Source organism: Tepidisphaeraceae bacterium, assembly GCA_035998445.1.
Lineage (GTDB): Bacteria > Planctomycetota > Phycisphaerae > Tepidisphaerales > Tepidisphaeraceae > DASYHQ01.
In genome coordinates, this window is record DASYHQ010000008.1 from 100,858 (window position 1) to 125,150 (window position 24,293).

Consider the following 24,293-nt stretch of genomic DNA (forward strand, 5'->3'; position numbering starts at 1 on the left):
GGGCGAGACGCCCATGCTACGTGAAGAGCTTGCCCCTCACCGCGCCGCGGCAGGATCAAACGCATCCCGCAGCGCGTCCCCCACCACGTTCAAGCTGAAGACCGCCAGCGTGATCGCCAGCCCCGGGAAGACGGGGATCCACCACGCCAGTTCCATCCATTCCTTCCCATCGTTCAGCATCACGCCCCACGACGGCGCATCGGGCTCGACGCCGAGCCCCAGGAAGCTCAGCGCCGCTTCGGCCAGAATCGCGAATGCCAGCGACAGCGTCGTCTGCACGATCAGCGGCGCGCTGGCGTTGGGCAGCACGTGGCGCAGCATGATGCGCCCGTGCCGCAGCCCCAGCGCCCGGGCGGCCTCGATGAACGGCTGCCCCCGCACCTGCAGCACGGCGCCGCGGGCGATGCGCGCGAAGATCGGCGTATAAACGATGCCGATCGCGATCATGACGTTACGCGTGCTGGCCCCCAGCACCGCCATGATCGCCAGTGCCAGCAGGATGTCCGGGAACGCCAGCAGCCCGTCGTTGATGCGCGACAGGATCGCGTCGATCCACCCACCGAAGTAACCCGCCAACAGGCCGATGATCGTGCCGGCCGTCAGCGCGATCGCGACCGACACCAGCCCCACCTGCAGCGACGTTCGGGCCCCGTAGATCACCCGGCTCAGGATATCGCGCCCGAACGCATCAGCCCCAAACCAGTGCGCGGCGCTGGGCCCCGCGAGCGCCGCATCAGCGTCCATCGCGTAGGGGTCGTATGGCGACACGATCGGCGCCGCCATGGCGAGCAGCGTGACCACCGCAATCACCACAGCCCCCGCGATTGCAAGCTTATTGCCGCGGAAGAGCGTGGTGAGGTTGTTGATCCTCTTGGTCATACGGCTATTTTTTTAGAACTGGCTAAGGCTGATCCGATCCCTCTCCCGGTACTCCGGGAGAGGTTAGGTGAGGGTGATTTCGAATGACGAACGATGTCAGCAGTTCCAAATCACCCTCACCTAACCTCTCCCATGGGTACATGGGAGAGAGACAAGACAATCGCTCCCGTTCATATCTAATCATTCCGCGCCTCCGGCCGCTGCAACGCAGTCACGATCCATTGCGACAGCGCGCTAACGATCGCCGTGTCGTCAGCCGAATCCAGCGCATGACCCACATCCGGAACGGGCAGCCACTGCTTCGGCTCCGACGTCAGTTCAAACATCTGCTGGGCCACCTTCAGCGGTGTAGCGAGATCGAGCGCGCCGTGCACGTACAGCATTGCGCATCGCGGCCCCAGGTGCGGCAGGTATTCCTCGGCATCCTCAAACGCGACGGCCGACAGCAGCGCACACGCCCCTACGTCCGGCGACAACAGCGCCACCTGCACCGCGCTGGCGCTCGACAGCGAGTGCGCAACCAGCGCGACCGGTGCCGCATCGCACTCGTCCAGAAACGCCATCGCCCCCAGCACGTCCAGCACGCACTCGTGAAAGTCATCGGGCGTGCGGAACGATAGTTCGACGCAGGCCACGCCGGCGGTCACCAGCGCCTTGCACACCGCCGGATACAACTGCCCACCCGCGGGGCGCGGTTGGCCTTCCTCGGCGCTGCCGACGAAGATCGCCCCGCCGACGGTTGTTGCGCCCGCGGCGGCATAGTAGCGCAACGCAATGTCGCCGCGCGTGGTGACGATCGTCACGGCCTCAGCGCCGATGGCATCGGGCGTGCCGCGGATGAAGCGTTCCAACGACAGTTGGGCATCGACCGCGTTCTGTTCGGCCATGGGTATGTCTCCGCTCGATCACTTGCCACCATACGAGATGCGCGGGTCAAGCTTGGCGTACAGCAGGTCGACCAGCAGATTCACCATCACGAATGCCACCGCGACGAACAGCACCGTGCCCTGCAGCAGCGCGTAATCACGGCTGGTGATCGCCTGCAGCGCCAACCGGCCCAGGCCCGGCAGCGCGAAGACCTGTTCGATGACGACCGAACCGCCCAGCAGGTAACCCGCCTGCAGGCCGATCACCGTTACCACCGGCACCAGCGCGTTGCGCAGCGCATGGCGGACCAGCACGGCCCGCTCGCCGAGGCCCTTGGCGCGGGCGGTGCGCACGTAGTCCTGCCGCACGACCTCCAGCACCGCCGACCGCGCCGTGCGCATCACCACCGCCGCCACCGCCGTGCCGAGCGCCAGGCCCGGCAGCAGCATTCGCCGGAGGTTCTCGATCGGGTCTTCCCACAACGGCACGAATCGTCCTGATGGCAACCAGCCGAGCCGCAGCGAGACGAACAAGATCAGGATCGTGCCCAGCCAGAACCCCGGCACGCTGATGCCCAGCAGCCCCACCATTCGAGCCGCGTGATCGACAAACCGCCCTGGCCGAATCGCGCTGGCAATGCCCAGCGGCACGCCGACGAAGATTGCAAACAAGATGCCGATGGCCGTCAGTTCCAGCGTAACCGGCAGGCGTTCGATCATCGCGCGCAGCACCGGTTGGCCGGTGAAAAACGATTCGCCAAGGTCGCCGCGTACCGCCCGCGACACCCACGCCACGTACTGCATCGGCAGCGGCCGATCGAGCGCGTACCGCTCGCGCAGCACCGCGGCCTGCTGCTCGTTGTAGCCCGGGCCGAGCAGGATGGTGACCGGGTCGCCCGGCACCAGCCGCACGAGCGCGAACGCCACGATCGACACACCAAGCAGAACGGGAATCGCCGCCAGCAGGCGTTTGATGATGTAGGTGCTCATGGCGCACCGCCCCTCAGGGTTCTCGCCGCTGCCCGCACGTTGGCGCGACGTTTGCTCGGCTTGCATTCGCCATACGCGAGCGTGAGCGAACTGGTTGTTTCACGGAGCCTCACCATATGTCCAACCTGCTGATCATTGACGACGACCCGACCACCTGCACGCCCCTGGTTCGCCTGCTGAACAACGCCGGCCACGCCGCCCATTGCGCGTCGGGGCCCGTGCAAGCGATGAAGCACCTTAGGAACGGCAACCTCGATCTGGTCCTGCTCGACCTATCGATGCCCGGCCTCGACGGGTTCGACCTGCTTCAAGCCCTGTCCGAAGAGCCGCGCTACGCGAAGGTGCCCGTGGCGGTCTATTCCGGGACGGACGACCCGGCGACCGTGGCGCAGGCGATGCGCCTCGGGGCGCGGGATTTCCTGACCAAGGGGATGACCTGGGACCAGTTGTCGCAGCGAATCGACGCACTGCTGCACGATCCCCCTGAATCCCCTGCCGACCAAGATCAGCCGCCTCAACAGCGGGCGTAACGATCAGGCCGCTGCCGTCCAACGCCGCGTCGCGCAGGAAGATCGTGCTGGCGGTCGGGTGAACCACGAACCCACCCACCGCCGGCAGCGCGGCCGACGCCTGATCGTTCGCATACAGGAAGACCATCGGCGCCTCGTCGGTAATGATGCGCTGCGCCTCTGCGTACACGCGCTGCCGCGCGGCGCGGTCGGTCGTGCGGCGGCCCTCCTCCAGCAGCGCGTCGACGCGCGCGTTGTTGTACGACTGCTGGTTCCACATGCCCTTCGAGTGGAACAGCTCGTACGTCCATTCATCCGGATCGACGAAGCCCACCCAGCCGACCACGGTTAAATCGAAGTCGTGCTTGCCCAGCGCCTCGAAGAAGACGCCCGACTCCTGCGCGAGCAGCTGCACTTCGATGCCGACGTCGCGCAGCTGCTGCTTCACCATCTGCCCCGCCGCCACCTGATAGGGAAACGCCGAGCCCACCTTGCAGATCAACTTTAGTTCGCCCGGTTGCACGCCCGCGGCCGTCAGTAGTTCGCGGGCCTTGTCCAGATCTCGCTGCGGGTAGATCGACAGCCCCGCGTGCGCCCAATGGCCCGGTGGAATCAGCCCGCCATCCAGCACCGTGGCGGCGCCGAGCTTCACCACGCGGTTGATCGCATCGCGGTCGATCGCCCAGGCGATCGCCTGCCGCACGCGCACGTCGTTCAACGGCTCGCGGGCGGTGTTGATGCCGACGTACTCCCAGAACGTGCCCGGCACCGCCGCCACGCTCACGTTCTTCGCCGGCCGCAGCACGCGCTCGTCGCGGCCGGTGACGTCGAGGATCAGGTCGATCTCGCCATTGCGCAGCGCGATCGTGCGCACGGTAGGGTCCGGCATCGGCAGGAAGACCACGCGCGACAATCGCGGCAGTCCCGGCACGTGATAGCCTTCGTGCCGTGCCATCGCCAGGTGCTGTTCCTTGCGCCATTCCACAAGTTTGAACGGCCCGCTGCCCGCAGCCACGCGATCGATGCTGCCGTCGTTGGCTTCCACCACATCGCGGTCGACGATCGCGTTCATCGGGTGGGCCACGTACGTCAGCAGCGGCGCGAACGGTTCGGCCAGCCGCAGCACGACCGTGTGCTCATCCGGCGTCTCGATCTCTTTCACTGCTGCGAAGTGCGCCGCCCGCACTTCCGACTCGCGGATGCGTTCGATGCTGTACTTCACGTCCGCGCTTGTCACCCGCCTGCCACTGTGGAACGTGGCGGCCCGGTTCAGGTGGAACGTGTACACAAGCCCGTCGGGCGACACCTCGTATCGCTCGGCGAGGTCCGGCTCCACCTCGCCATACTCCGGCGCGTAGCGCAGCAGCGTGCTGTAGAGGTTCTCGATCAGATGCATCGACGCCGCATCCGCCGCCTTGTGTGGGTCCAGCGTCTTGCCGTCATCCTGCAGCGCGACGACCAGCTCGCCCGCTTCCCGCCGCGCCGCTGCGTCTCGCGGGGCGCTCTCGCTGCGCCCGCAGCCCGCGAGCAGGAGCAGCGAGCTCGTGAAGAGAAAAGCGATGGCCATCACGTACCACGGGCGGCTCGCCCGTGTCTTTGCTTTGGAAAAAGAGAACACGGGCGGGCCGCCCGTGGTACGGTTGAGAGCCGCGTTCTCGGGATGTGTGATCGCCATCGTGCACATCCTTCACATCGGTTGCGTCGGGAACCCCTTCAACGGCCCCAGGTCCTTCCGATCGCGCCCGAACGTCAGCGGGCTTTGCACGTACACGCTGGCCAGTTCCGCCACGGCCCGCAGCGCGCTCACGTGCGTGCGCTCGTAGCCGTGCGACGCGTCGACGCCGAAGCACATCAGCGCGGTGCGGATGTCGCTGCCCGCCTCGGTGGCGCTGGCGGCGTCCGATCGGTAATAGCGGAAGACGTCGGGCTTGGCAGCGATGTCGTGGCCGCCCGCCAGCTGCAGCAGTTTGCGCGACAGGTGGTAGTCGAACGGGCCGCTCAGGTCCATCATGCAGACGGTCACGCTGAACTCGTCGCACGCCTGCCCCGGGCCGGGCGTGGCGTTGTCCACCGCCACCATCTCCGCCACGTGCCCGTGCAGCACCGCCGACGCGCCGCTGCCCACCTCTTCGCTCAGCGTGAACAGCAGGTAACAGTCGAACGGCAGCGTGACCTTCGCCTTCACCACCGCCTTCGCCGCCGCCAGCAGACAGGCCACGCCGGCCTTGTCGTCGAGGTGGCGCGAGTTCACGAACCCGTTGTCCAGCATCTCGGTGCCCGAGTCGATGCCGACGAAGTCCCCCACGTCCACGTTCAACCGCTTCAGGTCGGCCGCGTTCTCACAGCGGGCGTCGACGCGAATCTCCACGTGCTGCCAGCTCGTCGGCTGCTCGTCGATCTCGCGGTTGAAGATGTGCCCGCTGGCCTTCAACGGCAGGATCGTGCCGCGCAGCGGATCGCGCCCGGTGAAGATCGTCACCCGCGCCCCCTCGGCAAACCGGCTCGACCAGGTGCCGATCGGCATCACCTCAACGCGCCCGTTTGCTTTGAGCCCCTTCACCATCGCCCCCAGCGTGTCGACGTGCGCCACCAGCGCCCGCGCCGGCTCCTTCACCGTGCCCGCCAGCGTCGCGCGAATCGCCCCGCGGCGCGTCAGCTCGAACGGCACGCCCAGCGCGTCCAGCTCCTGCCCCACGAAGTGGACCACCTGGTCCGTGTACCCCGACGGGCTGGGGATCTCCAGCAGCTTCAGCATCGTGCTGGTCAGGTAGTCCATGTCGATCGGCAGCTTCTTCATCGCGATGCGTTGCTCCCGTGGAAAGTTCGACGACGCCGCCGCCACGACCCGATCGCCCCGACCGCGCCGCTCACCCGCACCCTCGTCGGTTGATCCTACTGACATGCCCCCCGCTTCACAGCGCCCGTTTTACGCTTCGCGCAGCCGCCCGTCGCCCGCGGTGCGCTGCGGCGAGTTGGGCTGCGGCTTTGTTAGGAAGCGGAATGAACGCCAAGACGCCAAGAACGCCAAGTGAAGAAACGCCAAGAGAATTGACTTCTCTCTTCTTTCCGACCTTGGCGTCTTGGCGTTCAGCGTAGGGTGGGGTTCATCCCCACCAGTTGGTTCTGCTCGAAAGACGGTGGGGATCAACCCCACCCTACAGGACTTCTCTCACCGGGCGAATGGTCCGCAGGCGTACCGGCGGGCCCTACAGGATCGTTATGTGCCGGCCGGTGGCCAGGGACTCGGTGGCTCAGGCGGTTCGCCGCGCTGATCATACTCTCCGTCCGTCACCCAGAGCCATGCGTTCGCGGGCACGCCCGGCAGCATCCTGGTCAGCGCCAGCGCTTTGATCGCCACGGCCGTGATCCCCATGACGTGCCGGTACAACTCGTAGCGCCGAACCCCGCTGCCCGGGCATGGATCGCGGAGTTCAAGCCCGAGCGACAGCGCTTGCGTCAGAAGCGGCTTGTCGGGGATTTCCTGCATTGAGTACCTGACCACCCACGGCCGCGCGTCCTCTCCTGAACCGTTGTAGAGGTCGACTTCGTGGCCGGAATCGATGTGAACGAGCGTGCATCCGCCTCGCTGCCTAAGCGCCGCCACCACTTCGTCCACCTGCAACTGTTCGTTACTCAAAGTCATGGAGCTCCGGGCAAATGACTTTCCATCAACGGAACGGAGCCATCGTGCCACACGCCGTGCGCAGTCACGTAGCGTCCTCTGGTACTCTGCGGACCGCTTCCCTCACCGAGGGACCTATCCTTGGTCCGTCGACGCGCTTTCCAGCCAGCGTTCGAAGAATGTTCGTTGCTCCTCAACGGGCACCGGGTCTACATCCGGGCCCACGTCGAGAATGCCGACCAGGTCCTTCATCCGCGCAGGCTTTCCCAGCGTTAAGCGGTACGCCTTCAGGCCCGCTCCCATGTCCCGAGCCATGCCCGACGGGAACACGTTTCGCGACGCGCCGTAGCAGACGGGCCTGAGCTTCCGCTGGGCCAGTTGTCCACGTATGTCCGCTAGCGCCTCGAAGTAATCGGACGCCTCGGCCCGCAAGCGTTCTCGCGCGAAGTCCAGTGTGAGCACGCAAGCCTCAGACTCATGATCCAACTCGAACACGCCCTCAAGGGCGGACCCATCGTCCGCGACTAGCTTGATGTTGACTCGTTCAAGGTCTGCCATGTGGCACCGCCCAAGATTATCCGGCCGGCGGCCGGTGGCGAGGATTGTACTCCTCCCTTGACGTTCGGCCGGCGCTCAAGGGAAATTCTGCCGTCCAGACCGCGGGGTGTAGGGCATCGTCGTTGCGGGGCCGGAGCGGATCGTGAACGTGACGTTGTCGTCGGCGCCGAGGTGGCCGTCCACGGTGCCGGGCGCGCCGTTGAGGGTGTAGTCGAACGTGAAGCGTGACTCGTCGGCCGGGTCGAGTTGCCCCGCCAGGATCGTCACGCGGTCGGTCGGGGCGAGCGTCAAGCGGTTCATGCCGTACCACAATTGCTTGGGCCGCGCTGCGGCTTGGAACGTGGCGCGCGTCCGCACATCGTAGGTCGGAAACAGGGCGTTTCGCGAGCCGTCTGGCTGTGTACCGTACTGGCCACCATTCAGATTGATCAACCGCCACGGCCCGCCGGGCACCCGCCGCAGGCCGATCGGCGCCATGCCCGAGCGGTAGCTCACTTCGAGCTGCTGCGGGTCGCTGTACGACGCCGACAGTCGCGCGACGGTCGGCATCCCCGTCCCGCCGCCGTCCGCGGTGCGCAGCTCGTACTGCGCTTGTCCCGTCAACCGCGCGATCTCTGCCGGTTCCTCGCTGTAGAGGACCGCGCCCGGCGGCGCGATCACGGCTTCCACCTTCCGCTGCCCGTCATAGGCCACCCAGTGCGGCCGGCCCCGCTCCACCACCCGCGGCGTCACCATCTTCACCGCCATCACGCCCGCCACCAACACCGTCACCCCGATCGCCGCGCGCCGAAGGTTCCGCCGCATCGGCCGCACGGGCGGCGTGCCGTAGTCCAGTTCCACCTTCTGCCGAACGGGGTTCATGCGATGATACTAACACGTTGTGCGCCACAACGACGGATGCAACGAGCCACCTAGAGCAGGGCGCATCTTGGTGTAGCGACCCGTCTGGGGGCCACAGGTCGGCGTACTCGCAGACCTGTGTCGTCCTGTGCGACCGAAGACACAGGTCTCGGCGTACCGCGACCTGTGGCACCCGCTACATCAAGACGTGCTCGGCTCTAAAGGCCGCGAGGGCGCGTGCGGCGCGTAGGGGCGCATGGGCGTGGTGGGCGTCGTCGTGTGGGTGGCGACCGGGTGGGCTTCGATGGTTGGGATGGGGAGGTTCGTGACGCGCTTGTTCGTGCGGGCCACGAACGCGTTCATGCGCGTGACGGACGTGTTCGTGCGCGTGACGAACGTGTTCGTGCGCGTAACCAACCTGTTCGTGCGCGTGACGGACATGTTCGTGCGCGCGACCAACCTGTTCGTGCGCGTGACCAACCTGTTCGTGCGCGTTGCCAACGTGTTCCTGCGCGTGACGGACATGTTCGTGCGCGTGACGGACATGTTCGTGCGCGTGACCAACCTGTTCGTGCGCGTGACCAACGCGTTCGTGCGCGCGACGGACGTGTTCGGGGTGGTGGCGGGCCCGTTCGCGTGGGTGGCCGGCGTGAACGGGGTGGGCGTGGGCGAGAACGGTGTGGCGGGCGGCGGGTTCGCGTGGAGGGGCGGTGGGTTCGGGGTGGGGCTGGGCGTGTGCGGGGCGACTGGCGGCGGGCACGTGACGAGCGCCGGGGGGAAGGGGTTGGCGACGGGCGAGATCGAGTTGGCGGTGGAAACGCGCGGCTCGGGGGCGGCGCCGTTGGCTCGGCGGCCGAGCCTCGAGGCTCGGCCGCCGGGCTGGAGGCGGTGGCCAGCGCGTGGCAGCCATGGCGCGATTTCGAACGGCGCTGCGGGCGGGCGGCCGGGCCGGGCCGACGGGCGGTGGGCGGAGCGCGGCAGCGCGGGGCTGGGCGGGCGATGTCGCGAGGCGAGCGGCGCGAGCGCCGAGGCTCGAATCGTGTATCGGACGTGCCGGTGGAGGGCGATGGCGTTTGTGGCCGATGAACAGGGGCAGGGCTGCGCCGCCGCGATGGGCGATCGGCGGGCGGGCGCGAGGAACATCCGATAAACGAACGGGAGCCGCATGTCGAAGAAGTTCATTCCGAACGGCGATCAGGACTTCGCCGCGATGGCCGGGCACGTCATGCGCACGGTGGCGGGCGACGCCGAGGCGTACCACGTGACGCGCGAGGATGCCGAGGAACTGACGGCCGTGGTGACGCGATACGCCGCGGCGCTGCAGGCCACCAAGATGGGCGAGCGGTCGTCGGTGGCCACGCGCGCCAAGGAGGACGCCCGCGTCGCGGCCGAGCAGGTCATCCGCAGGATCGCCGGCTACATTCGTGGCAACCCGCGCGTCCCCCCGCTGACCAAGTACAAGCTGTTCTTGCGCGATCGCGCGGCCAAGGCCAAGCAACTGCCCTGCCCGCAGGAGCCGCCGCGGCTGCGCTTCGTGCGGGCGCTGCACGAGGCCGGCGCTGCGGTGCCGGTGCACGAGTTGAAGTTCGAATCGCTGGAACACGGCGTCGCCAAACCGGCCGGCGCGGTGCGGCTGGAGTTGTTCGTGGACCTGGTGCCGCCGGAGGAACCGATCCCCGCGCACCCGGGCGCGAACCTGGCGGGCCGGCCGTGGTACCTGCGGTCGTTCACGCGGTCGCCGATCAAGCTGGTGCCGCCGATGGCGCGCGTGGCGATGCGGGTGGTCTACTGGGCGCGGTGGGCCGACTCGGTGGGCAACGTGGGCCCGTTCAGCGCGACGGCGGTCGGGTGGATCGAGGGGGCGACGCACCACTACATGCCCACGCCGACGCACAACCGCCCGCAGCTGATGACCACCGACCCCACCGCCACCGGCCCCGCGACACGCGACCAGCGCTACATCGTGGCGGTGCTGGAAACGATCGACCGCGCGTTCGTGGCGAACGACGTGAAAGCATCGGCCCTGCCCGCGCCAACAACGCGCGAACCGCGGCAGTTGGAAGGCCCAACGGAAGACGCGCAGGCGGCGTGAGCGAAGGTGCCTCGCCGCTGCGCACGAACGCCTGGCGCCACGGCTTAGGCCTGACTGCGGCGGCGGCGGGCGAGCAGGGAGACGGCGGCAATGCCGAGCAGGCCCACGGTCGCCGGCTCGGGGACGGCGACGGTCGCCTGGCCCGAGAAGATCGTGGGCCCGCCGTTACCGTTGAAGCGGTACAGGCCGATCGTGCGGTTGTGGTTCCACTGGGACAGTTCGATCTGGGCGGGCATGACGTCGTTCGTGAGCACCGACGGGCCGTTCACGCCATCGAGCGACGACGTGCGCAGCCAGAAGATGAACGTCGAGTTGAGGCCGTCGTTCAGCGGGATGTCGCAGCGGATCTCGTCAAACTGGTGGTGCGTGGTGCCGTTGGAGACGTCGATCGTGCCGTTGCCGTAGCTGGCGTTGATGTTGCGCGACGGCACGGAGAGCGTGACGTTCTGCATGGCATTGTCGTAGATGCCCCACCAGTTGAACCCGTGGCTGTCGGCGACGCCGGTGTCGATGCTGAAGTTGACGTAGAACGTGTCGCCCACCTGCACGTCCTGGTACGCCGGGGGCAGCAGGCTGGGAATGCCAAGGAAACTGACGTCCGCCTGCAGGCGGTAATCGACGATCGCCGCCGACGCGACGTTGCCCAGACCGATGACGATGGCCGTAGCCGTAGCGAGCTTGCCGAACGGATGCATGTGTGTTAATGCTGTTTGTCGTCACGAGCGCACCCACGCGCCCGATGCCCCGCCTCCGTACCGGCCAGCAGTGGACGGGCACGAAGATAGCGGCAGAGTCCGCCGTTTCAAGCGCAAAGTCGGACTGAGGATCAACGACATCAGGAAGACGTTGATAAGGTGGCGAACCTATAGCAGCGCTGCGGCGGGCGATGGTTCGGCTGGTGAAGGCGCGGTGCATCTTCCAACGATGGCGCGCGCCGCGGTGAAGCTGGTGATGGGCTGGACGACGACGGTGCGCTGATCGGCCTACATCATCGACGGGCGCTGGTGGACGCGGTTGCGCTTCCACAGCATGACGGCGGTCGACAGGACAAGAACCAGCGCGACCTCGATGATCCACCTTATGGCGGCCTGGCCGGCGAGTTGCCATTCGCCGGCCACCAGGGCCATGCCGAACAGCGACAGCGTGGGGACGAGTGCCAAGGCGATCATCACGCCGCCCGTGAGCAACGCGCGGCCAGCCGCCACCAGCACCGCGCCCCCTACCGCGGCCACGACGCTGGAGGCGATGCTGGGGAAGGTGACGGTCGACCAGTAGGTGACCAGCGAGGCGGCGGGCAGGTAGGTGTCGCCGGTGAGCAGCGGTTGGCCGGCCAACCGCAGCACGGCGGCGGCGGCGATCGCCGAGAGCAGGAGCGTGGCGTAGGCGATCGCGGCGTCCTTCAACCCGCGCTGCCACGCGCGGCTCTGCGCGACGATGCCGAGGCCGATGCGCGTCAGCGGTTCGAAGCCCGGCGCGATCAGCATCGCGCCGACGACCACGTGCACCGCGCCTGTGGCGATGCCCATCACCGCCACCACGCCCGCCACCGCCATCACCGTGACGCCGTTGGCGGTCATGTTGCTCTCGCGCGCCATGGCCGATTCCATCTCTTCCCACGTGCACTCGGTGTCGTCGCGCGCCACGCGCTCGATAAGCTGTGGCGCGACGACGCTAACGGGCGAGTTGGTGACGATCGTGGTGCCCGCGTCGCGGCCGATGCCGGCGCTTTGCAGCAGGCGCACGAGGCCGTGCAGGCGCGTGTCGAGAATCTCCAGGCTGATTAGGTCGCCCGGTTCCTTCACCGACGCGCCGGGGAAGTGCCGCACGGCGATCACGCCGTCCATGTCCTTCACCTGCGCGATGAGCCCGGGTGCCCGCTCGGAAGGCACGCTAATATCTACGGTTCTAGGCATGCGTTCATTGCTCCTGCCGCGCTGCGGCGTTGTTGCCGAAACGCGCGAATTGCCGTGGCCGGCTTTCGTTTAGCCACAGCGCGGTGACCACGGCCGCGCCTAGAGCGTGTTCAGAGACTCGCTTGGGTGCCACGGTTTGGTACTCCAAGCCGTGCTGGCCCACGAGGAACACGGCTTGGAGTACCAAACCGTGGCACCCAGCGCCGTCAGGCCCACGTTGCCGACCCCGAAGGTGCATAACACGCCCTACATTCCCGCCACGGCCCACAACAGCGTCGTGGTGGCGACGATGCCGAGGGCCACCGCCCAGAAGCGGCTCTGCTGGTCGGGCGGGATCTCTTCCTTGATCACGTTGAAGATGACCACGCCCGCCAGCACGCCGAGCAACAAGTGGAACGCGAAGTCGGGCAGTTCGGTCGCGTAGCCGACAAGCGCGCCGGCGACGGTGGACGCAGCCAGGATCCAGCGGCCGCGCATCGCGTAGAGCGAGCGGTAGTCGCGCTCCAGCCCCACGGCGATGCCGCTGAAGTGCGTGGCCATCACGATGCCCAGCACGGCCACGGCCGTCACGGTCTGCTTGCCCTCGTCGAACAGCAGGTAACCGATGAGCGCGGTGTAGACGGCCATCACCCCCATGTGCAGCCAGAAGACCCAGTTGGCGGCGCGCTCCTCGGCGGCGCGGCCGCCGGCGCCGGGGCGCATCTGCCGGGTGCCCTTGGCGGCCCGTTCGATGCCGAACACGAGGGCCGCGCCAACGAGGGCGACGAGGAACAACAGGTGTTCCTCAAGCCACGTCGACAGGGTGTGGTGCTCGCGCACCTTCTGCTGCGCATGGGTGAGTTCCGGTAACAGCCGCAGGAAGACGTACCCGATCGCCATGCCGCCGGCGAACGACAACCACCTGCTGCGCGGCGTGCCGCGCAGCGCGTCGATGCCTGCCGCCACGATCAGCACGATCGCCAACACCGCCGTTGCGATGAAGGCCACGACCATGACCATGCGTAGCCACCTTTCACTGAACGAGAGGACACCAGCGCGAGCGGGCCGCATCTGGGCGACTGCGCTGCCCGGTGGGATGCCGTGGCACACAGCCTACTCTGGCGCGGCCGTCATCATCTGCGGAAAGAGCAGGTCGACGAAGCGCTCGGCGGTGGGCTGCGGTTCGTGGTTGGCCAGGCCGGGGCGCTCGTTGGCTTCGATGATGACGTAGTCGGGGCCGTCGACGGCGGGTACGAGGAAGTCCAAACCGGTGACGGGGATGTCGATCGCGCGGGCGGCGCGCTCGGCGGCGTCGGCGAGCACGGGGTGCAGCTGCGCGGTGACGTCGTGGATCGTGCCGCCGGTGTGCAGGTTGGCGGCCTTGCGCACGGGCAGGACGACGCCGTCGGGCAGGACGCTCGTCATCTCGTAGCCGCCGGCGCGGACGCAGCGGTCGGTCTCGGCGTCCATGGGCACGCGGCTCTCGCCGCCGGTGGCGGCCATGCGGCGTTTCGTGTGCTGCTCGATCAACTCTCGCACGGTGTGACGGCCATCCCCCACCACCTGCGCGGGCCTGCGAATGGCGGCGGCGACGACCTTGAAGCCGATCACGACGATGCGCAGGTCGACGCCCTCGCAGAACTGTTCGAGGACGACGTCCTGGCATTCCTGGCGGGCGAGCTCGATGGCGGCATCGAGGTCGGCCGGCGTGCGGAGGTCGACCGAGATGCCGCGCCCCTGCTCGCCTCGCGCGGGCTTGACGACGACGCGCTTGAAGCGGTCGAGGAACGCGTGGTTGTCGCTCGGCAGGCCGGCCATCTGCTGCACGGGCACGCGTAGGCCGGCCTTGTCCAGCAGGCGCAGCGTGCAGCGCTTGTCGTCGCAGCGGCTCATGGCGACGGCGCTGGTGAGCTCGGACAAACTCTCGCGGCAGACGATGCGCCGCCCGCCGCAGGTGAGCGCAAAGTAGTTGGCTTCCTCGTCGAGCACCTCCACGCCAATGCCGCGCCGGCGGGCCTCGTCGACGATGATGCGCGCGTAGGGGTTGAGCTTCGCCTCGGGCTGGGCGGGCACGAACAGCGATTCGTTGATCGCGTTCTTGCGCTTCAGGCAGAAGACGGGGACGCGCTCGAAGCCGACGCGCTCGTAGAGCCCGATGGCGCGCGTGTTGTCGTGCATCACCGACAGGTCGACGTACGCGCGGCCCGCGGCGGCGTAGCGGTCGACCATGTGCTGCACGAGCGCGCGGCCGATGCCCGGGCACGACGCCTGCGGGTCGACCGCGATCGACCAGAGGCTGGCGCCGTTTTCGGCATCGGCAAACGCGCGGCGGTGATCGACGCCGGCGGCGCTGCCGACGATCTCACCGGTGTGCGGGTCCTCGGCGACGATGAACTGCACGGCGCGGTCGGCGTGGCGGGCGGCGGCGATGTAGTCGGGGTCGACCTTCACCATGTGCCGCGTGCCGTAGATGCGGTTGATCTCGGCGGCGTCGCCGATCGACCGCGCCGGGCGGATGAGCAGCGACGAGGGCGACTCGGCCTGCCGTTGGTAGCGGTGCAGCCAGAGGCGGTACGTGTGCGAGGGGTCGAGGAACAGCTCGTGCGGGGCCATGGAGACCAGCACGTGCGGGTCGCGCACGTAGAACGCGACGTCGCGCTTCCCGACGCCCTCGGCCAGAATGGTCGAAAGCAGCGCGTCGTTATCGGCGAACGTGTGCGCGAAGATCAACCGGCCCCACCCCATGTCGACGACCACGTCCTGCTGCGCGCCGGCCGGCTCGGGCGGGCGCAGCCAGTTCAGGATCGACGGCCCCACCTGCGCCAGCGGGTCGACGGTGGCCGGATCGTTGATGTTGGAAGCGCCGTGTGACATGTCGGCCATCGCCATCGCTTACAACCCCTGCAATTGCAGCCACAGTTCCAGCGACGCCATCTGCCAGAGCTTCGAACCCCGCAACGGCGTGATGTGTCGCTCGGGCTCGCGCAGCAGCATTTGCACGTAGTCCGGCTTGAACAGTTGACGCTCGCGCGCCTGCTTCGATTCGAGCACGTCCCGCACCATCTCCAGGTACGGGCCCTTCAGGTATTTCAGGGCCGGCACGGGGAAGTAACCCTTAGGCCGATCGATGACGCCCGCGGGGATGACCTGCCGCGCGGCCTCCTTCAGCACGTACTTGCCCCCCTCCTTCACCTTGAACTCGGCCGGCACGCGGCCGGCCAGCTCGACCAACTCGTGATCGAGGAACGGCACGCGCGCCTCTAGGCCCCAGGCCATCGTCATGTTGTCGACGCGCTTCACCGGGTCGTCGACCAGCATGATCGACGTGTCGATGCGCAGCGCCTTGTTGATCGGACGATCGGCCCCGGGGCGGGCGAAGTGTTCGGCCAGAAAGGCCCGCGCGTGGTCCTTGGTGACGAAGCGGTCGTCGACGGCCTGGCCGTACTCGGCGAAGTCGCGATCGAAGAAGACGCGCGCGTAGTCGCTGGCGGCGTCGGTGCTGTTCATCAGCGGCGGGTACCAGTGATAGCCTGCGAAGACCTCGTCGGCCCCCTGCCCGCTCTGCACCACCTTCACGTGCCTGGCGACCTCCTGGCTGAGCAGGTAGAAGCCCATCGCGTCGTGGCTGACCATTGGCTCGCTCATCGCCGAGATGACCTCGCGAATCGCCGGCAGCGCGCGGCTGGAATCGATGAAGATCTTGTGGTGGTCGGTGGAGTAATGCTTGGCGATGATGTCGCTGTACTCGAACTCGTCCCCCTTCTCCTCGCCGACCGATTCGAAGCCGATCGAGAAGGTCTTCAGATCGCGCTGCCCCTGCTCGGCCAGCAGCCCGACCACAAGGCTGCTATCAAGCCCGCCCGACAGCAGCACGCCCACCGGCACGTCGGCGATCATGCGGCGCTTCACGGCGAGGCGCAGCGCGTCGAGCACGCTGTCGCGCCACTCGCCGAACGGGCGATCGTGCTCGTCGGGCCGCTGGTTGAAATTCGGTTCCCAATACGTGCGTTGGCGGCGCGAGCCGTCGGGCTCGATCGTCATCACCGTGGCGGGCGGCAGCTTGCGCACGCCCTTGAGGATGGTGAACGGCGCCGGCACGACGGCGTGGAACGTCATGTAACAGTGCAGGGCGACGGGGTCGATCGTGGTGTCGATCCCCCCCGCCGCCACCAGCGCGGGCAACGTGGAGGCGAAACGCAGCGCGCCATCGGGCAGCTCGCTGTAGTACAGCGGTTTAATGCCAAGGCGATCGCGCCCCATGATAGCGCGGCCAGTGTCGCGCTCCCAGATGCAGAACGCGAACATGCCGGCCAATCGGTCGACGAAGTTTTCGCCCCACGCGTGGTAGGCCTTCAGGATGACTTCCGTGTCGCCGGTGGAGAAGAAGCGATACCCCTTCTCCTGCAGTTCGCGGCGAAGCTCGGGGTAATTGTAAATCGCGCCATTGAAGACCAGTGCCAGTCCCAGTTCGGGGTCGACCATCGGCTGGGCGGCTTTGTCGGACAGATCGATGATCTTCAACCGGCGGTGACCGAACGCGACGTTCTTCTGCGCGTAAACGCCGGTGCCGTCGGGCCCGCGGCGGGTGAGGCGCTCGCTCATGCGCGTCACCGCGTCGGGCGTAGCCGAAGTCTCTCGTCGTAGTTCACCGCAGATTCCACACATGGGCTTGCCTTCGCCTTTCGGGCTCCGTTGGGTCGGTCGACTTGTGATCCGGATCGTTCGTACTACCAGAATGCTGGCGAGGGATGAACCCAAAAACAGGCCCGGCGGCGGCCTAATGTTTTGGGTGGCAGGCTCTAGGGAAATGCGAAACCGCACAACGTGCGGCCCCTGATGCTGCCGCTGTGCGCTCGTCGTCGCTGAATGCGACAGTATTATCGGTGGGAAACCACTAAACGTACCGCAGCAGGGCGCAGCGGGGTTCGCCGGCAGATGAGCCCGCCACTACCCTGAAGCCGATGCAAAAAAATTGTGAATAAGCGGCGACAGGTTCAGCCGGTGAGCGACGAATTCGATGCGCTATTGAGCGGTGACGGGCTGGGTGGTCGCGCCGGCGTTTCGCATTGTGTCGTGGGCGACCTGCTGCAGAAACGCCGCGTCGGCCGCTTCAACCTTCGCCGGCACGAACGTGTTGCCGACCGGGCTCTGGCCGAACAGGAACTCGTAGAACACGCACGCGCCCAGGTACGAGCCTTGCACGTTGGCGTGGAAGCCATCGAGCACGAAGCGATACGTGCCATCGAGCCTCTTGGCCCACCGCCAGCCGGCGTGCAGCGTGTGGACCTCGATCGGCACGAGCGGATAAGCGGGGTTGGCAAAGTTGAACGTCGAGTCCGGCTGGTACGTCCGGCTGGGATCGGTGACGGCGGTGTACATCGCATCGCCGACGGGCACGATGCGCAGGTCCAACCGATCGGCGAGGTTGTGATAGTTCCTGCGGATGGCCTCGTGCATCTTCTGCGGGTTCGACTTGCCATCCTTGAAGCGCGGGTGATCGAAGCGGTAGGCCCACGTCTGATGGATCAACACCTCAGCCTGGGGGGCGTGCTTCTTGATGTAGTCGTGCAGTTGGATCGCAAACGGGTAGTACGTTTCTTCGTTATCGCTGAGCGGGCTGGCCTGTTGGATGGTGACGTAGTCCCACTTGTCGCGTTCGAGCATCTGCCGAAGCGACGACTTGGGCTTGTTCGGACCGTTCGTGTAGAGCAGCCCGTTGGGGTCGGTCGGGTCGGCCTCGAACGCCTCTGCGTACTGCCAGTGCTTCTCGAGCGACGCGCCATTGGAATTGGCCCAACCGAGGATGACGGTGTTGCCATTGGCCTTGGCCAGATCGCGCAGGTATCGCGTCGAGTTGTACGCGAAGCTATTGCCCACGGTCAGCAGCCGGATCGTCCGCCCTTCGGTCGCGGCGGGCTGGGTGGCGGGCTCAGTGGTGGCCGGTTGCTGGGCGAATGCCGGCCCGCCGATCAGCAGGACGGCGAACAACGTGACGATGATGTTTTGAGCGCAACGCATCATGGTGCTGCGGTTCCTGAATGTGCGGCAGCCGATCGAAACTCAGATCGGTAGCCTGATCTACTCGATAGCCGACTTGATCAACGGCACAACGGCGTCGGCCCACTTCTGGTAGGCGGGGGTGGCCAGGTGCAGGTAGTCGGGCATCGTCTCCTTGCTGATCGTACCGTCGGGCTCCAGCAGTTGCTGGGTAATGTCAACGTAATGGATCGCCTTGCCGTCGGCCAGCTTGGCGATCCACTCGTTGGCGAGCGTTACCTTGCCGCGCACGGCATCGGTGGGCTTGGCGCTGCGCGGAAAGATGCCGGTGAGGATGATCTGCGCATCGGGCAGCTTCTCGCGCAGACGCTTCACGACCGCCTCGACGCCGTGCGCCACCTCCAGCGCGGCGTAACGGCCAGTGTTGTTCGTGCCGATCAGCAGGACGACGGCCTTGGGGTTCAGGCCATCCAGCGCGCCGTTGTCGATGCGCCACAGCACGTGTTGCGTCTGGTCGCCGCCGATGCCCAGGTTCAGCGGCCTCAGGGGCTTCAGCGTGTTTTCCCACACCGTCTTGCCCGCACTGCCCCAGGCGGCGGTGATGGAATCACCGAGGAATACGACCTGCGCGTCGGCCGTGTTCTTGGCGCGATCCAGCAGGTCCTGGTGCGACTTCATCCACTTCGGGTCGACCTCGCCACGCTTATCGGTGCGCGGCGACGCGACACCGGGATCTTCGGGCACGATCGACAGCGCCGAAGGCGTTTCGCCCGGTTGTTCACCCACCGGCAGGACGGCGATGCGGAAGTCGTAGCTGTAGCCGTCGGTGAGGTCGTGGCCATCGGGCCCGACGGCCACGTAAATCGTCTCGCCGCCGGTCACGTTGCCAAGGTTCACCGAGAACGTGCTCGGCTGTTCGGTCGACTTGAACGTGTCCTGTTGCTTCAGCTGATCGTTGAGGTAGATGCGAAGTTGCACCGTCTCGGCCGTCGTCGACGTTTCGGACGTCTTGCGGGCGTCGCGCAGGAGTTGGCCGTCGGTTACCCAGGCGACGCCGGTCTTACCGGCCGGAATGGTGTAGGCGGCGATCGCGTAGCGGTCGACCTTGTTCGGCGTCTGCGTCGCGCCGCGACCGGGGTGCCCGCCCCACTGGCGCATCGCCAGGTAAGCTGCCGGCGCTGGGGCGGGCAGCTTCTCGTCCGTGGGGGCGTAGGTCTTCTGATCTTCTGTCCACTTCAACGGTTCGTAGCTCTTCGCCGAGCCGATCTCGCCCTTGGCGTTCCACAGATAGGCCCAGCCAGCGGCAGGCTGCTTGGGTTCGAAGTCGCCACGGTAGCGGGCCAGCACCTCCGCTTCGGCCGCACTTGCGGTGGCAAGAGAAAGAGCGAACGCACAGGACGACACGATCAGACGAGCCTTCAACGACATACGCAACCTCCACAGACATGTTAACAAAGTTCTGCTGTACCACGGGCGGCTCGCCCGTGTCTTTCTTGTCGGAACAAAGACATGGGCAAGACGCCCATGGCACGGCCGGTCTGAAACGCCTCTTTCACTTTACCAGCCGAACTACTCCGCACTGGCCGGCGCGGCGCCCTTCAGGGTGAAACCGCTCTCGACGCCGCTCAGACCATTGGCATCGCGGCCGGTCGCCAGCGCCTTGGTGGCGGTGCCACCGTCGAGGTCGATCGTGTTGTTCTCGAACGTCGCGCCCTCCACCGCCGCTACGAAGACTGCCGCTGCCGGGTCGACACCGAAGCGCTTGCCCGACACGGTCGGCCCCATGCTCCACGGCGCGACGATCGTGTTGTCCTTCACCACCAGGTTCGTGGCGGACGACAGGAACATCGCCAGGCCAGCGGGGTTCTCGATGCGGTTGTTCTCGATCACGATATTGGCGTTCTCGGCCGCCGATAGCTCGCGGTCGAGCGTGAGCGAGCGCACGACGATCGCCGCGATGTCGGCGAAGTTGGCGTTGCGGCGCCCCTCGCCGCCACGGCCCGTGCCGCGGATCGTGTTGTTGCGCACGACGACGTTCTTGACGTAATCGCTGCCCAGCCAGACCGACAACTCGGGCCCGAGCGTGATGCCGGCGAAGTTGATGTCCTCGACGGTGTTGTTCTCGATCACGCCGTCGCCCGCCTTAATCTGAATGCCGCGGGCACGGTGAAACCGGCAGGTGTTGTTGCGGATGACGTACCCATTGCCGATGCGCTGCGGTGAGGTGATCAGATCGCCCACCTCGATCGCCGTCGGCCGATCGATGCTAACGGTGTAGAACTTGCGCCCCTTCTGGTCAACGCGGTACGTCTCCCAGAGCTTGTCGACCGCTTCCGACTCGCTCGCGGCCGCGGGCTCGGTCTTGGTCACCTTCGCGGTGGCCTTCACCTTGTAGGTCTTGCCGTCGACGATCGTCAGGTCATCGCCCACCTCGAAGGGCAGCTCGAACTTGGGCGACAGCGTGATCTGCTCACCGCCCGAGGCCGCGGTGGCCAGGGCGTAGGTGCCGTGGATGGCGATCGAGTCGTCGCCCATCCATTCGAACAGGCTGTCTTCAACGATCGGCCCTTTGGTCACGGCCGACGAGTGGAAGCCGTCGGCGTTCAGGCTGTGCAGACGCGGCGCGGTAGCGCCGGTGGGCGCGGGGCCGCGCGTCACCGTGAGCTTGAAGCGGTTACCCCCCCTTGCCGCTGGCCTCGTGCATGCCGATGCCACCGGCGGCATAGATGGTGATGCCGTCGACGTTCGTGTTCTCGCAGTAGTTCAACCGCACCGCCGACGATGTCCGCCGGCTGATGACGATGCGATCGCCCGCGACGCCGTTGTTACGCTTGAAGCTCTCGGGCGTGGCAAAGGTGAGGCGCACCGTGAGCGGCTCGACGATCTCGAACTTGCTCGGGTACATGTCGAACGCGTCGGTCTTCCACTTGCCCGATTCCCCGTCAAACAAGTACGCCGCCATGCGGCCACCGACGAACGTGTTGTCCGACCCGGCGAAGAACGTCGGGTCGGGCAGGTAGCCGTCGTCGATCTTGATCAGGTACGCGTTCCTGTCCGGCTCGGCGGCCACGATCGTGCCCTGCGTGAAGGGCAGCGGTTCGTAGTCGATCTTGAAGCCGCGCAGCGTCAGGCCGTTGCAGCGGTTGAAGTAGATGCCGTTCTTCTCGGGGTCGGTGAAGATCAGCGTGGCGCCCTCGCCGGCAATCTCGAGGTTCTGGGCCCCTTCGAAGACCAGATGGGCGGGCGCTTTCGGGTCGAGCGGCTGTATGCGGTGTTCGCCGGCGGGAATGACGACCTTCGCATGCTTGGCGGCAATGGCATCGTTGATGAGCTTGCGCACGTCCAGCTCCGCTGCGCTCGCGGCGACGGCTTGGCTGAGGCTGATGAGGGCGGTGAGGCCGATCGACAGAAGGTTCAATCGCATGATGGATTCCCTGTAGCGTGATTATACGTCAGGTGAGCGGCGCAGGGGGCCGCACGGCGGGGGCTCCCGGGGGGGGGGAAAAGAGCACACCCGCGCGTGCGGCTTGTCTGCGACCAGACGAACTTGCCTACCGATAGCCCGGCAGGAACTCCTTCTCGGCCTCGAACATCTCCAGCGCCATATCGCGAATCTGCTGCGGCGTGCAAACCGCCTGCGTAAGTGGGTCCAGCATGAGCGCGTGCACCGCCGCTTCCACGCCGCGCTCGATGCAGGCCGTGGCGGCCAGGTCGAACATGCGCATGTTGCTGTCGCACACTGCCGCCATCTGGGCCGGCAGCGCGCCGTAGCGGGTCGGGTGGATGCCGTTGCGATCGACCAGGCAGGCGACCTCAACGCAACCGTCGGCCGGCAGGTTGGTGATGAGCTGCCCACGGCCGGTGCCGTCGTTGTTCATCACGTTGCCGTGGATGCGCACTGGGGCGTCCTTTTCCCGACCCTCAATGATCCAGCTGGCATATTCCCAGCTACGCGGCCAACCGACCGGCGACTCGCCACGCACCATTTTCATGCGGCCCTCGTCGGCAGTGGTGCGCCACGTTGGCCAGCCACTGGCGTAGAACCGACTGCCGCCGCAATAGCCGGGGCCGGCGTACTTCTTCAGCGCGTCGGCGTTCTTGCGGTAGTACGGCAGGTACTCGGATAGGTGGCCGCTGCTCTCGGTGATGAAGGCGCCGAACTGCAGCATCATGTCCTTGCGGATCCAGTCGGGCCGGTCCTTCTCATGCTCGGCGACGACGCCGCTGGCCATTTCCTGCCTCGCCATCTCCATCAGGCGCGGGTAGAGGTTCTGACCGTCGTGCTCCAGCGTCGTGTACCACGCCAGGTGGTTGATGCCGGCGCACTCCCAGGTCATCTCGTCGTACGCGATGCCGGCGCGCTTGGCCAGCACGTGCCCGGTGTGCTGCACGCTGTGGCACAGCCCCACCACGTCCACCTTCGGCACCGCCCGCCCGGCGGCCAGGCAGAGGATGTTCATGGGGTTCGTGTAGTTCAGGATAATCGCGCCTGGACACAGCCGTTCCACGTCGCGGCAGATGTCGAGGAATACCGGCACGGTGCGCAGCGCCTTGAACAGCCCACCCGGTCCGATCGTGTCGCCGATGCACTGGTCGATGCCGTACTTCAGCGGGATGTCGTTGTCCCACTTCACGCAATCGACGCCCGACACCTCGATGCAGTTCACGATGTAGTGACTGCCCGGCAGCGCCTCAGTGCGGTCGACCGTCGAGCTGATCGTCCAGCCGGTCTTCTCTTCCTGGCGAATCAGGCGCTCGAGCACCTGGTGCATGGTGGACAGCCGGTCGCGGTCGATGTCGACGAGCACGACGTGACCGCGTTCGGCGCCGGGCATGTGCAGCAGATCGCTGACGAGCCGCGGCGTGAAGCCCGAGCCGGCGCCGAGCATGGTGACCTTGATCGCCCGGTTGAACTTGCCCGGCAGGCCCTGAGTTTGCTCAGCGGCCTGCGTGTGGGCGGCGTGACCGTTGGCGTTGGCCTTGTCCTTCACGGGGGCAAGGCGGCGTTCTTCCTCAACACTAATGGCGGACATTGGAGATTTCCCTGTTTAAGTAACGAACTCGGACGCGCTGCGTGCTCGCGTTACCGGCGACGACGCGCCAGCAACCCACACGCGGCCACGCCAATCAGACCGAGCGACGTAGGCTCGGGGACGGCGGTAAAACTCATGTTGTCCACGTAGATCTGACCCGTGCCGCCCTGCGGAAGCACGATGCCCATTGCGTCGGTCGGCGTCGCGCCGGCGAGCGCGCCTCCCTTGAACTCGAATTCAGACCCCTGGGGTAGCGACCGCGTGAATGCCACGCTGGACGAGTCGGAGAGCCGGGTAACCGCGCCATCCACCACGCCGCTGCCACCGGTGAAGGTGAGCGAGAAGCGGTAGAACTCGTCGTTCGTGTCGTTGGCGGCGGCGTTGGCCGAGTCATACTGGCCGAAGTTGAAGCCACTGGCGAACGACGTACCGTCCCAACCGATCGCCGACGCCGCCGACGACTCGATCGTCGAGGCCGACGACAGCGCGTCATCCTTCGCCAGGGCCTTCAGGAACAATTCGTTGCCCGTCACGCCGTCGATGTTGGCGTAGCCCAAGCCGATCGTCATCGTGCGGGCACGGTTGACGCCGGCGAGCTGGTACTGGTCCTGCAACGTGACGCGGAACGTGCTGATGTTCGAACAGACGAACGAGTCGACGCGGAAATCGAACGTAGCGGTGAACGTCTTCTGGCTCGGCAGGCTGGTGTCGAACGACCCGAAGCGCGAAAAGTTCACGAAGCTGCTCGAGCTGATCGATGTCGAGGTATCCGATCCCGAGTAAGCCAGGCTTCCGGTCGTGTTGGTCACCGTCTGCGATATGCCGGTACCCGTACCCACGCTCCAGTCATTCCCGGCGGTAATGACGTAGTTCTGCTTCGGCGCAGATCCAACGGTGTCGTCGGAGAAATCCTCGGTCCACACCGTCGCGCCTTGCGCAACGCCCGTGCCGCTGAGGACGGCGATCGTCAAGGCCGCGTGAAACTTGCTCATCTGCATCATCGTTCCTGTCTCCT

22 protein-coding genes are annotated in these 24,293 nt (G+C 66.6%); 3 read left to right on the forward strand and 19 right to left on the reverse strand.

The genetic code is table 11. The annotated features are described in order from the left end of the window. Nucleotides 1-36: 36 nt before the first annotated feature. The 8 genes from VGN72_02110 to VGN72_02145 all read right to left on the reverse strand — a co-directional run bounded on the left by VGN72_02110 (nucleotide 37) and on the right by VGN72_02145 (nucleotide 8,285). Entirely contained in the window at nucleotides 37-879 is an 843-nt protein-coding gene (locus VGN72_02110; GenBank protein ID HEV7298129.1) for an ABC transporter permease, read from the reverse strand. A 176-nt stretch (nucleotides 880-1,055) separates the two neighbouring features. Continuing rightward, complete coding sequence (locus VGN72_02115; GenBank protein ID HEV7298130.1) at nucleotides 1,056-1,766, reverse strand: alpha/beta hydrolase; 711 nt, start codon at nucleotides 1,764-1,766, stop codon at nucleotides 1,056-1,058. A gap of 18 nt (nucleotides 1,767-1,784) precedes the next feature. Beyond that, on the reverse strand, nucleotides 1,785-2,735 hold the full coding sequence (locus VGN72_02120) for an ABC transporter permease (GenBank protein ID HEV7298131.1): 951 nt from the start codon (nucleotides 2,733-2,735) through the stop codon (nucleotides 1,785-1,787). 237 nt (nucleotides 2,736-2,972) lie between these two features. Then, complete coding sequence (locus VGN72_02125) at nucleotides 2,973-4,811, reverse strand: ABC transporter substrate-binding protein (protein ID HEV7298132.1); 1,839 nt, start codon at nucleotides 4,809-4,811, stop codon at nucleotides 2,973-2,975. 120 nt (nucleotides 4,812-4,931) lie between these two features. Continuing rightward, nucleotides 4,932-6,146 carry an osmoprotectant NAGGN system M42 family peptidase gene (locus VGN72_02130; GenBank protein ID HEV7298133.1) on the reverse strand — a complete coding sequence of 405 codons (1,215 nt, stop codon included), beginning with the start codon at nucleotides 6,144-6,146 and terminating at the stop codon, nucleotides 4,932-4,934. Nucleotides 6,147-6,461: 315 nt separating this feature from the next. Continuing rightward, on the reverse strand, nucleotides 6,462-6,881 hold the full coding sequence (locus tag VGN72_02135; GenBank protein HEV7298134.1) for a hypothetical protein: 420 nt from the start codon (nucleotides 6,879-6,881) through the stop codon (nucleotides 6,462-6,464). 120 nt (nucleotides 6,882-7,001) lie between these two features. Next, nucleotides 7,002-7,424, reverse strand: a complete 423-nt coding sequence (locus tag VGN72_02140) for a hypothetical protein (GenBank protein HEV7298135.1) — start codon at nucleotides 7,422-7,424, stop codon at nucleotides 7,002-7,004. 75 nt (nucleotides 7,425-7,499) lie between these two features. Continuing rightward, nucleotides 7,500-8,285, reverse strand: coding sequence for a hypothetical protein (locus VGN72_02145; protein ID HEV7298136.1), 786 nt, complete (start codon nucleotides 8,283-8,285; stop codon nucleotides 7,500-7,502). Nucleotides 8,286-8,589: 304 nt separating this feature from the next. Between VGN72_02145 and VGN72_02150 the strand changes: the two genes are divergently transcribed. Both VGN72_02150 and VGN72_02155 read left to right on the forward strand, forming a co-directional pair. After that, on the forward strand, nucleotides 8,590-9,414 hold the full coding sequence (locus VGN72_02150; GenBank protein ID HEV7298137.1) for a hypothetical protein: 825 nt from the start codon (nucleotides 8,590-8,592) through the stop codon (nucleotides 9,412-9,414). Nucleotides 9,415-9,429: 15 nt separating this feature from the next. Further along, nucleotides 9,430-10,356, forward strand: coding sequence for a hypothetical protein (locus VGN72_02155; GenBank protein ID HEV7298138.1), 927 nt, complete (start codon nucleotides 9,430-9,432; stop codon nucleotides 10,354-10,356). A 44-nt stretch (nucleotides 10,357-10,400) separates the two neighbouring features. Here VGN72_02155 and VGN72_02160 read toward each other — a convergent pair whose 3' ends face one another. Continuing rightward, the gene (locus VGN72_02160; protein ID HEV7298139.1) at nucleotides 10,401-11,051 is read right to left on the reverse strand and encodes a PEP-CTERM sorting domain-containing protein; all 651 of its coding nucleotides are present in this window, start codon (nucleotides 11,049-11,051) and stop codon (nucleotides 10,401-10,403) included. A 70-nt stretch (nucleotides 11,052-11,121) separates the two neighbouring features. Between VGN72_02160 and VGN72_02165 the strand changes: the two genes are divergently transcribed. Further along, complete coding sequence (locus VGN72_02165) at nucleotides 11,122-11,334, forward strand: hypothetical protein (GenBank protein ID HEV7298140.1); 213 nt, start codon at nucleotides 11,122-11,124, stop codon at nucleotides 11,332-11,334. A 5-nt stretch (nucleotides 11,335-11,339) separates the two neighbouring features. Here VGN72_02165 and VGN72_02170 read toward each other — a convergent pair whose 3' ends face one another. From VGN72_02170 to VGN72_02215, 10 genes are all read right to left on the reverse strand, one after another. Next, nucleotides 11,340-12,269, reverse strand: coding sequence for a DUF389 domain-containing protein (locus VGN72_02170; GenBank protein ID HEV7298141.1), 930 nt, complete (start codon nucleotides 12,267-12,269; stop codon nucleotides 11,340-11,342). A gap of 246 nt (nucleotides 12,270-12,515) precedes the next feature. Next, entirely contained in the window at nucleotides 12,516-13,268 is a 753-nt protein-coding gene (locus tag VGN72_02175; protein ID HEV7298142.1) for a hypothetical protein, read from the reverse strand. A gap of 93 nt (nucleotides 13,269-13,361) precedes the next feature. Beyond that, the gene (gene ngg, locus VGN72_02180; protein HEV7298143.1) at nucleotides 13,362-15,131 is read right to left on the reverse strand and encodes an N-acetylglutaminylglutamine synthetase; all 1,770 of its coding nucleotides are present in this window, start codon (nucleotides 15,129-15,131) and stop codon (nucleotides 13,362-13,364) included. 9 nt (nucleotides 15,132-15,140) lie between these two features. Continuing rightward, nucleotides 15,141-16,913: an N-acetylglutaminylglutamine amidotransferase gene (locus VGN72_02185; GenBank protein ID HEV7298144.1), complete on the reverse strand. Its 1,773-nt coding sequence runs from the start codon at nucleotides 16,911-16,913 to the stop codon at nucleotides 15,141-15,143. 357 nt (nucleotides 16,914-17,270) lie between these two features. After that, on the reverse strand, nucleotides 17,271-18,269 hold the full coding sequence (locus VGN72_02190) for a DUF4886 domain-containing protein (GenBank protein ID HEV7298145.1): 999 nt from the start codon (nucleotides 18,267-18,269) through the stop codon (nucleotides 17,271-17,273). Nucleotides 18,270-18,326: 57 nt separating this feature from the next. Continuing rightward, nucleotides 18,327-19,673 carry a GDSL-type esterase/lipase family protein gene (locus VGN72_02195; GenBank protein HEV7298146.1) on the reverse strand — a complete coding sequence of 449 codons (1,347 nt, stop codon included), beginning with the start codon at nucleotides 19,671-19,673 and terminating at the stop codon, nucleotides 18,327-18,329. 141 nt (nucleotides 19,674-19,814) lie between these two features. Next, the gene (locus tag VGN72_02200; GenBank protein HEV7298147.1) at nucleotides 19,815-20,903 is read right to left on the reverse strand and encodes a right-handed parallel beta-helix repeat-containing protein; all 1,089 of its coding nucleotides are present in this window, start codon (nucleotides 20,901-20,903) and stop codon (nucleotides 19,815-19,817) included. A gap of 16 nt (nucleotides 20,904-20,919) precedes the next feature. Further along, nucleotides 20,920-21,669, reverse strand: coding sequence for a hypothetical protein (locus VGN72_02205; GenBank protein HEV7298148.1), 750 nt, complete (start codon nucleotides 21,667-21,669; stop codon nucleotides 20,920-20,922). 127 nt (nucleotides 21,670-21,796) lie between these two features. After that, complete coding sequence (locus VGN72_02210; protein ID HEV7298149.1) at nucleotides 21,797-23,278, reverse strand: alpha-glucosidase/alpha-galactosidase; 1,482 nt, start codon at nucleotides 23,276-23,278, stop codon at nucleotides 21,797-21,799. Between the two features lie 50 nt (nucleotides 23,279-23,328). Continuing rightward, the gene (locus tag VGN72_02215) at nucleotides 23,329-24,270 is read right to left on the reverse strand and encodes a PEP-CTERM sorting domain-containing protein (GenBank protein ID HEV7298150.1); all 942 of its coding nucleotides are present in this window, start codon (nucleotides 24,268-24,270) and stop codon (nucleotides 23,329-23,331) included. Nucleotides 24,271-24,293: the final 23 nt, after the last annotated feature.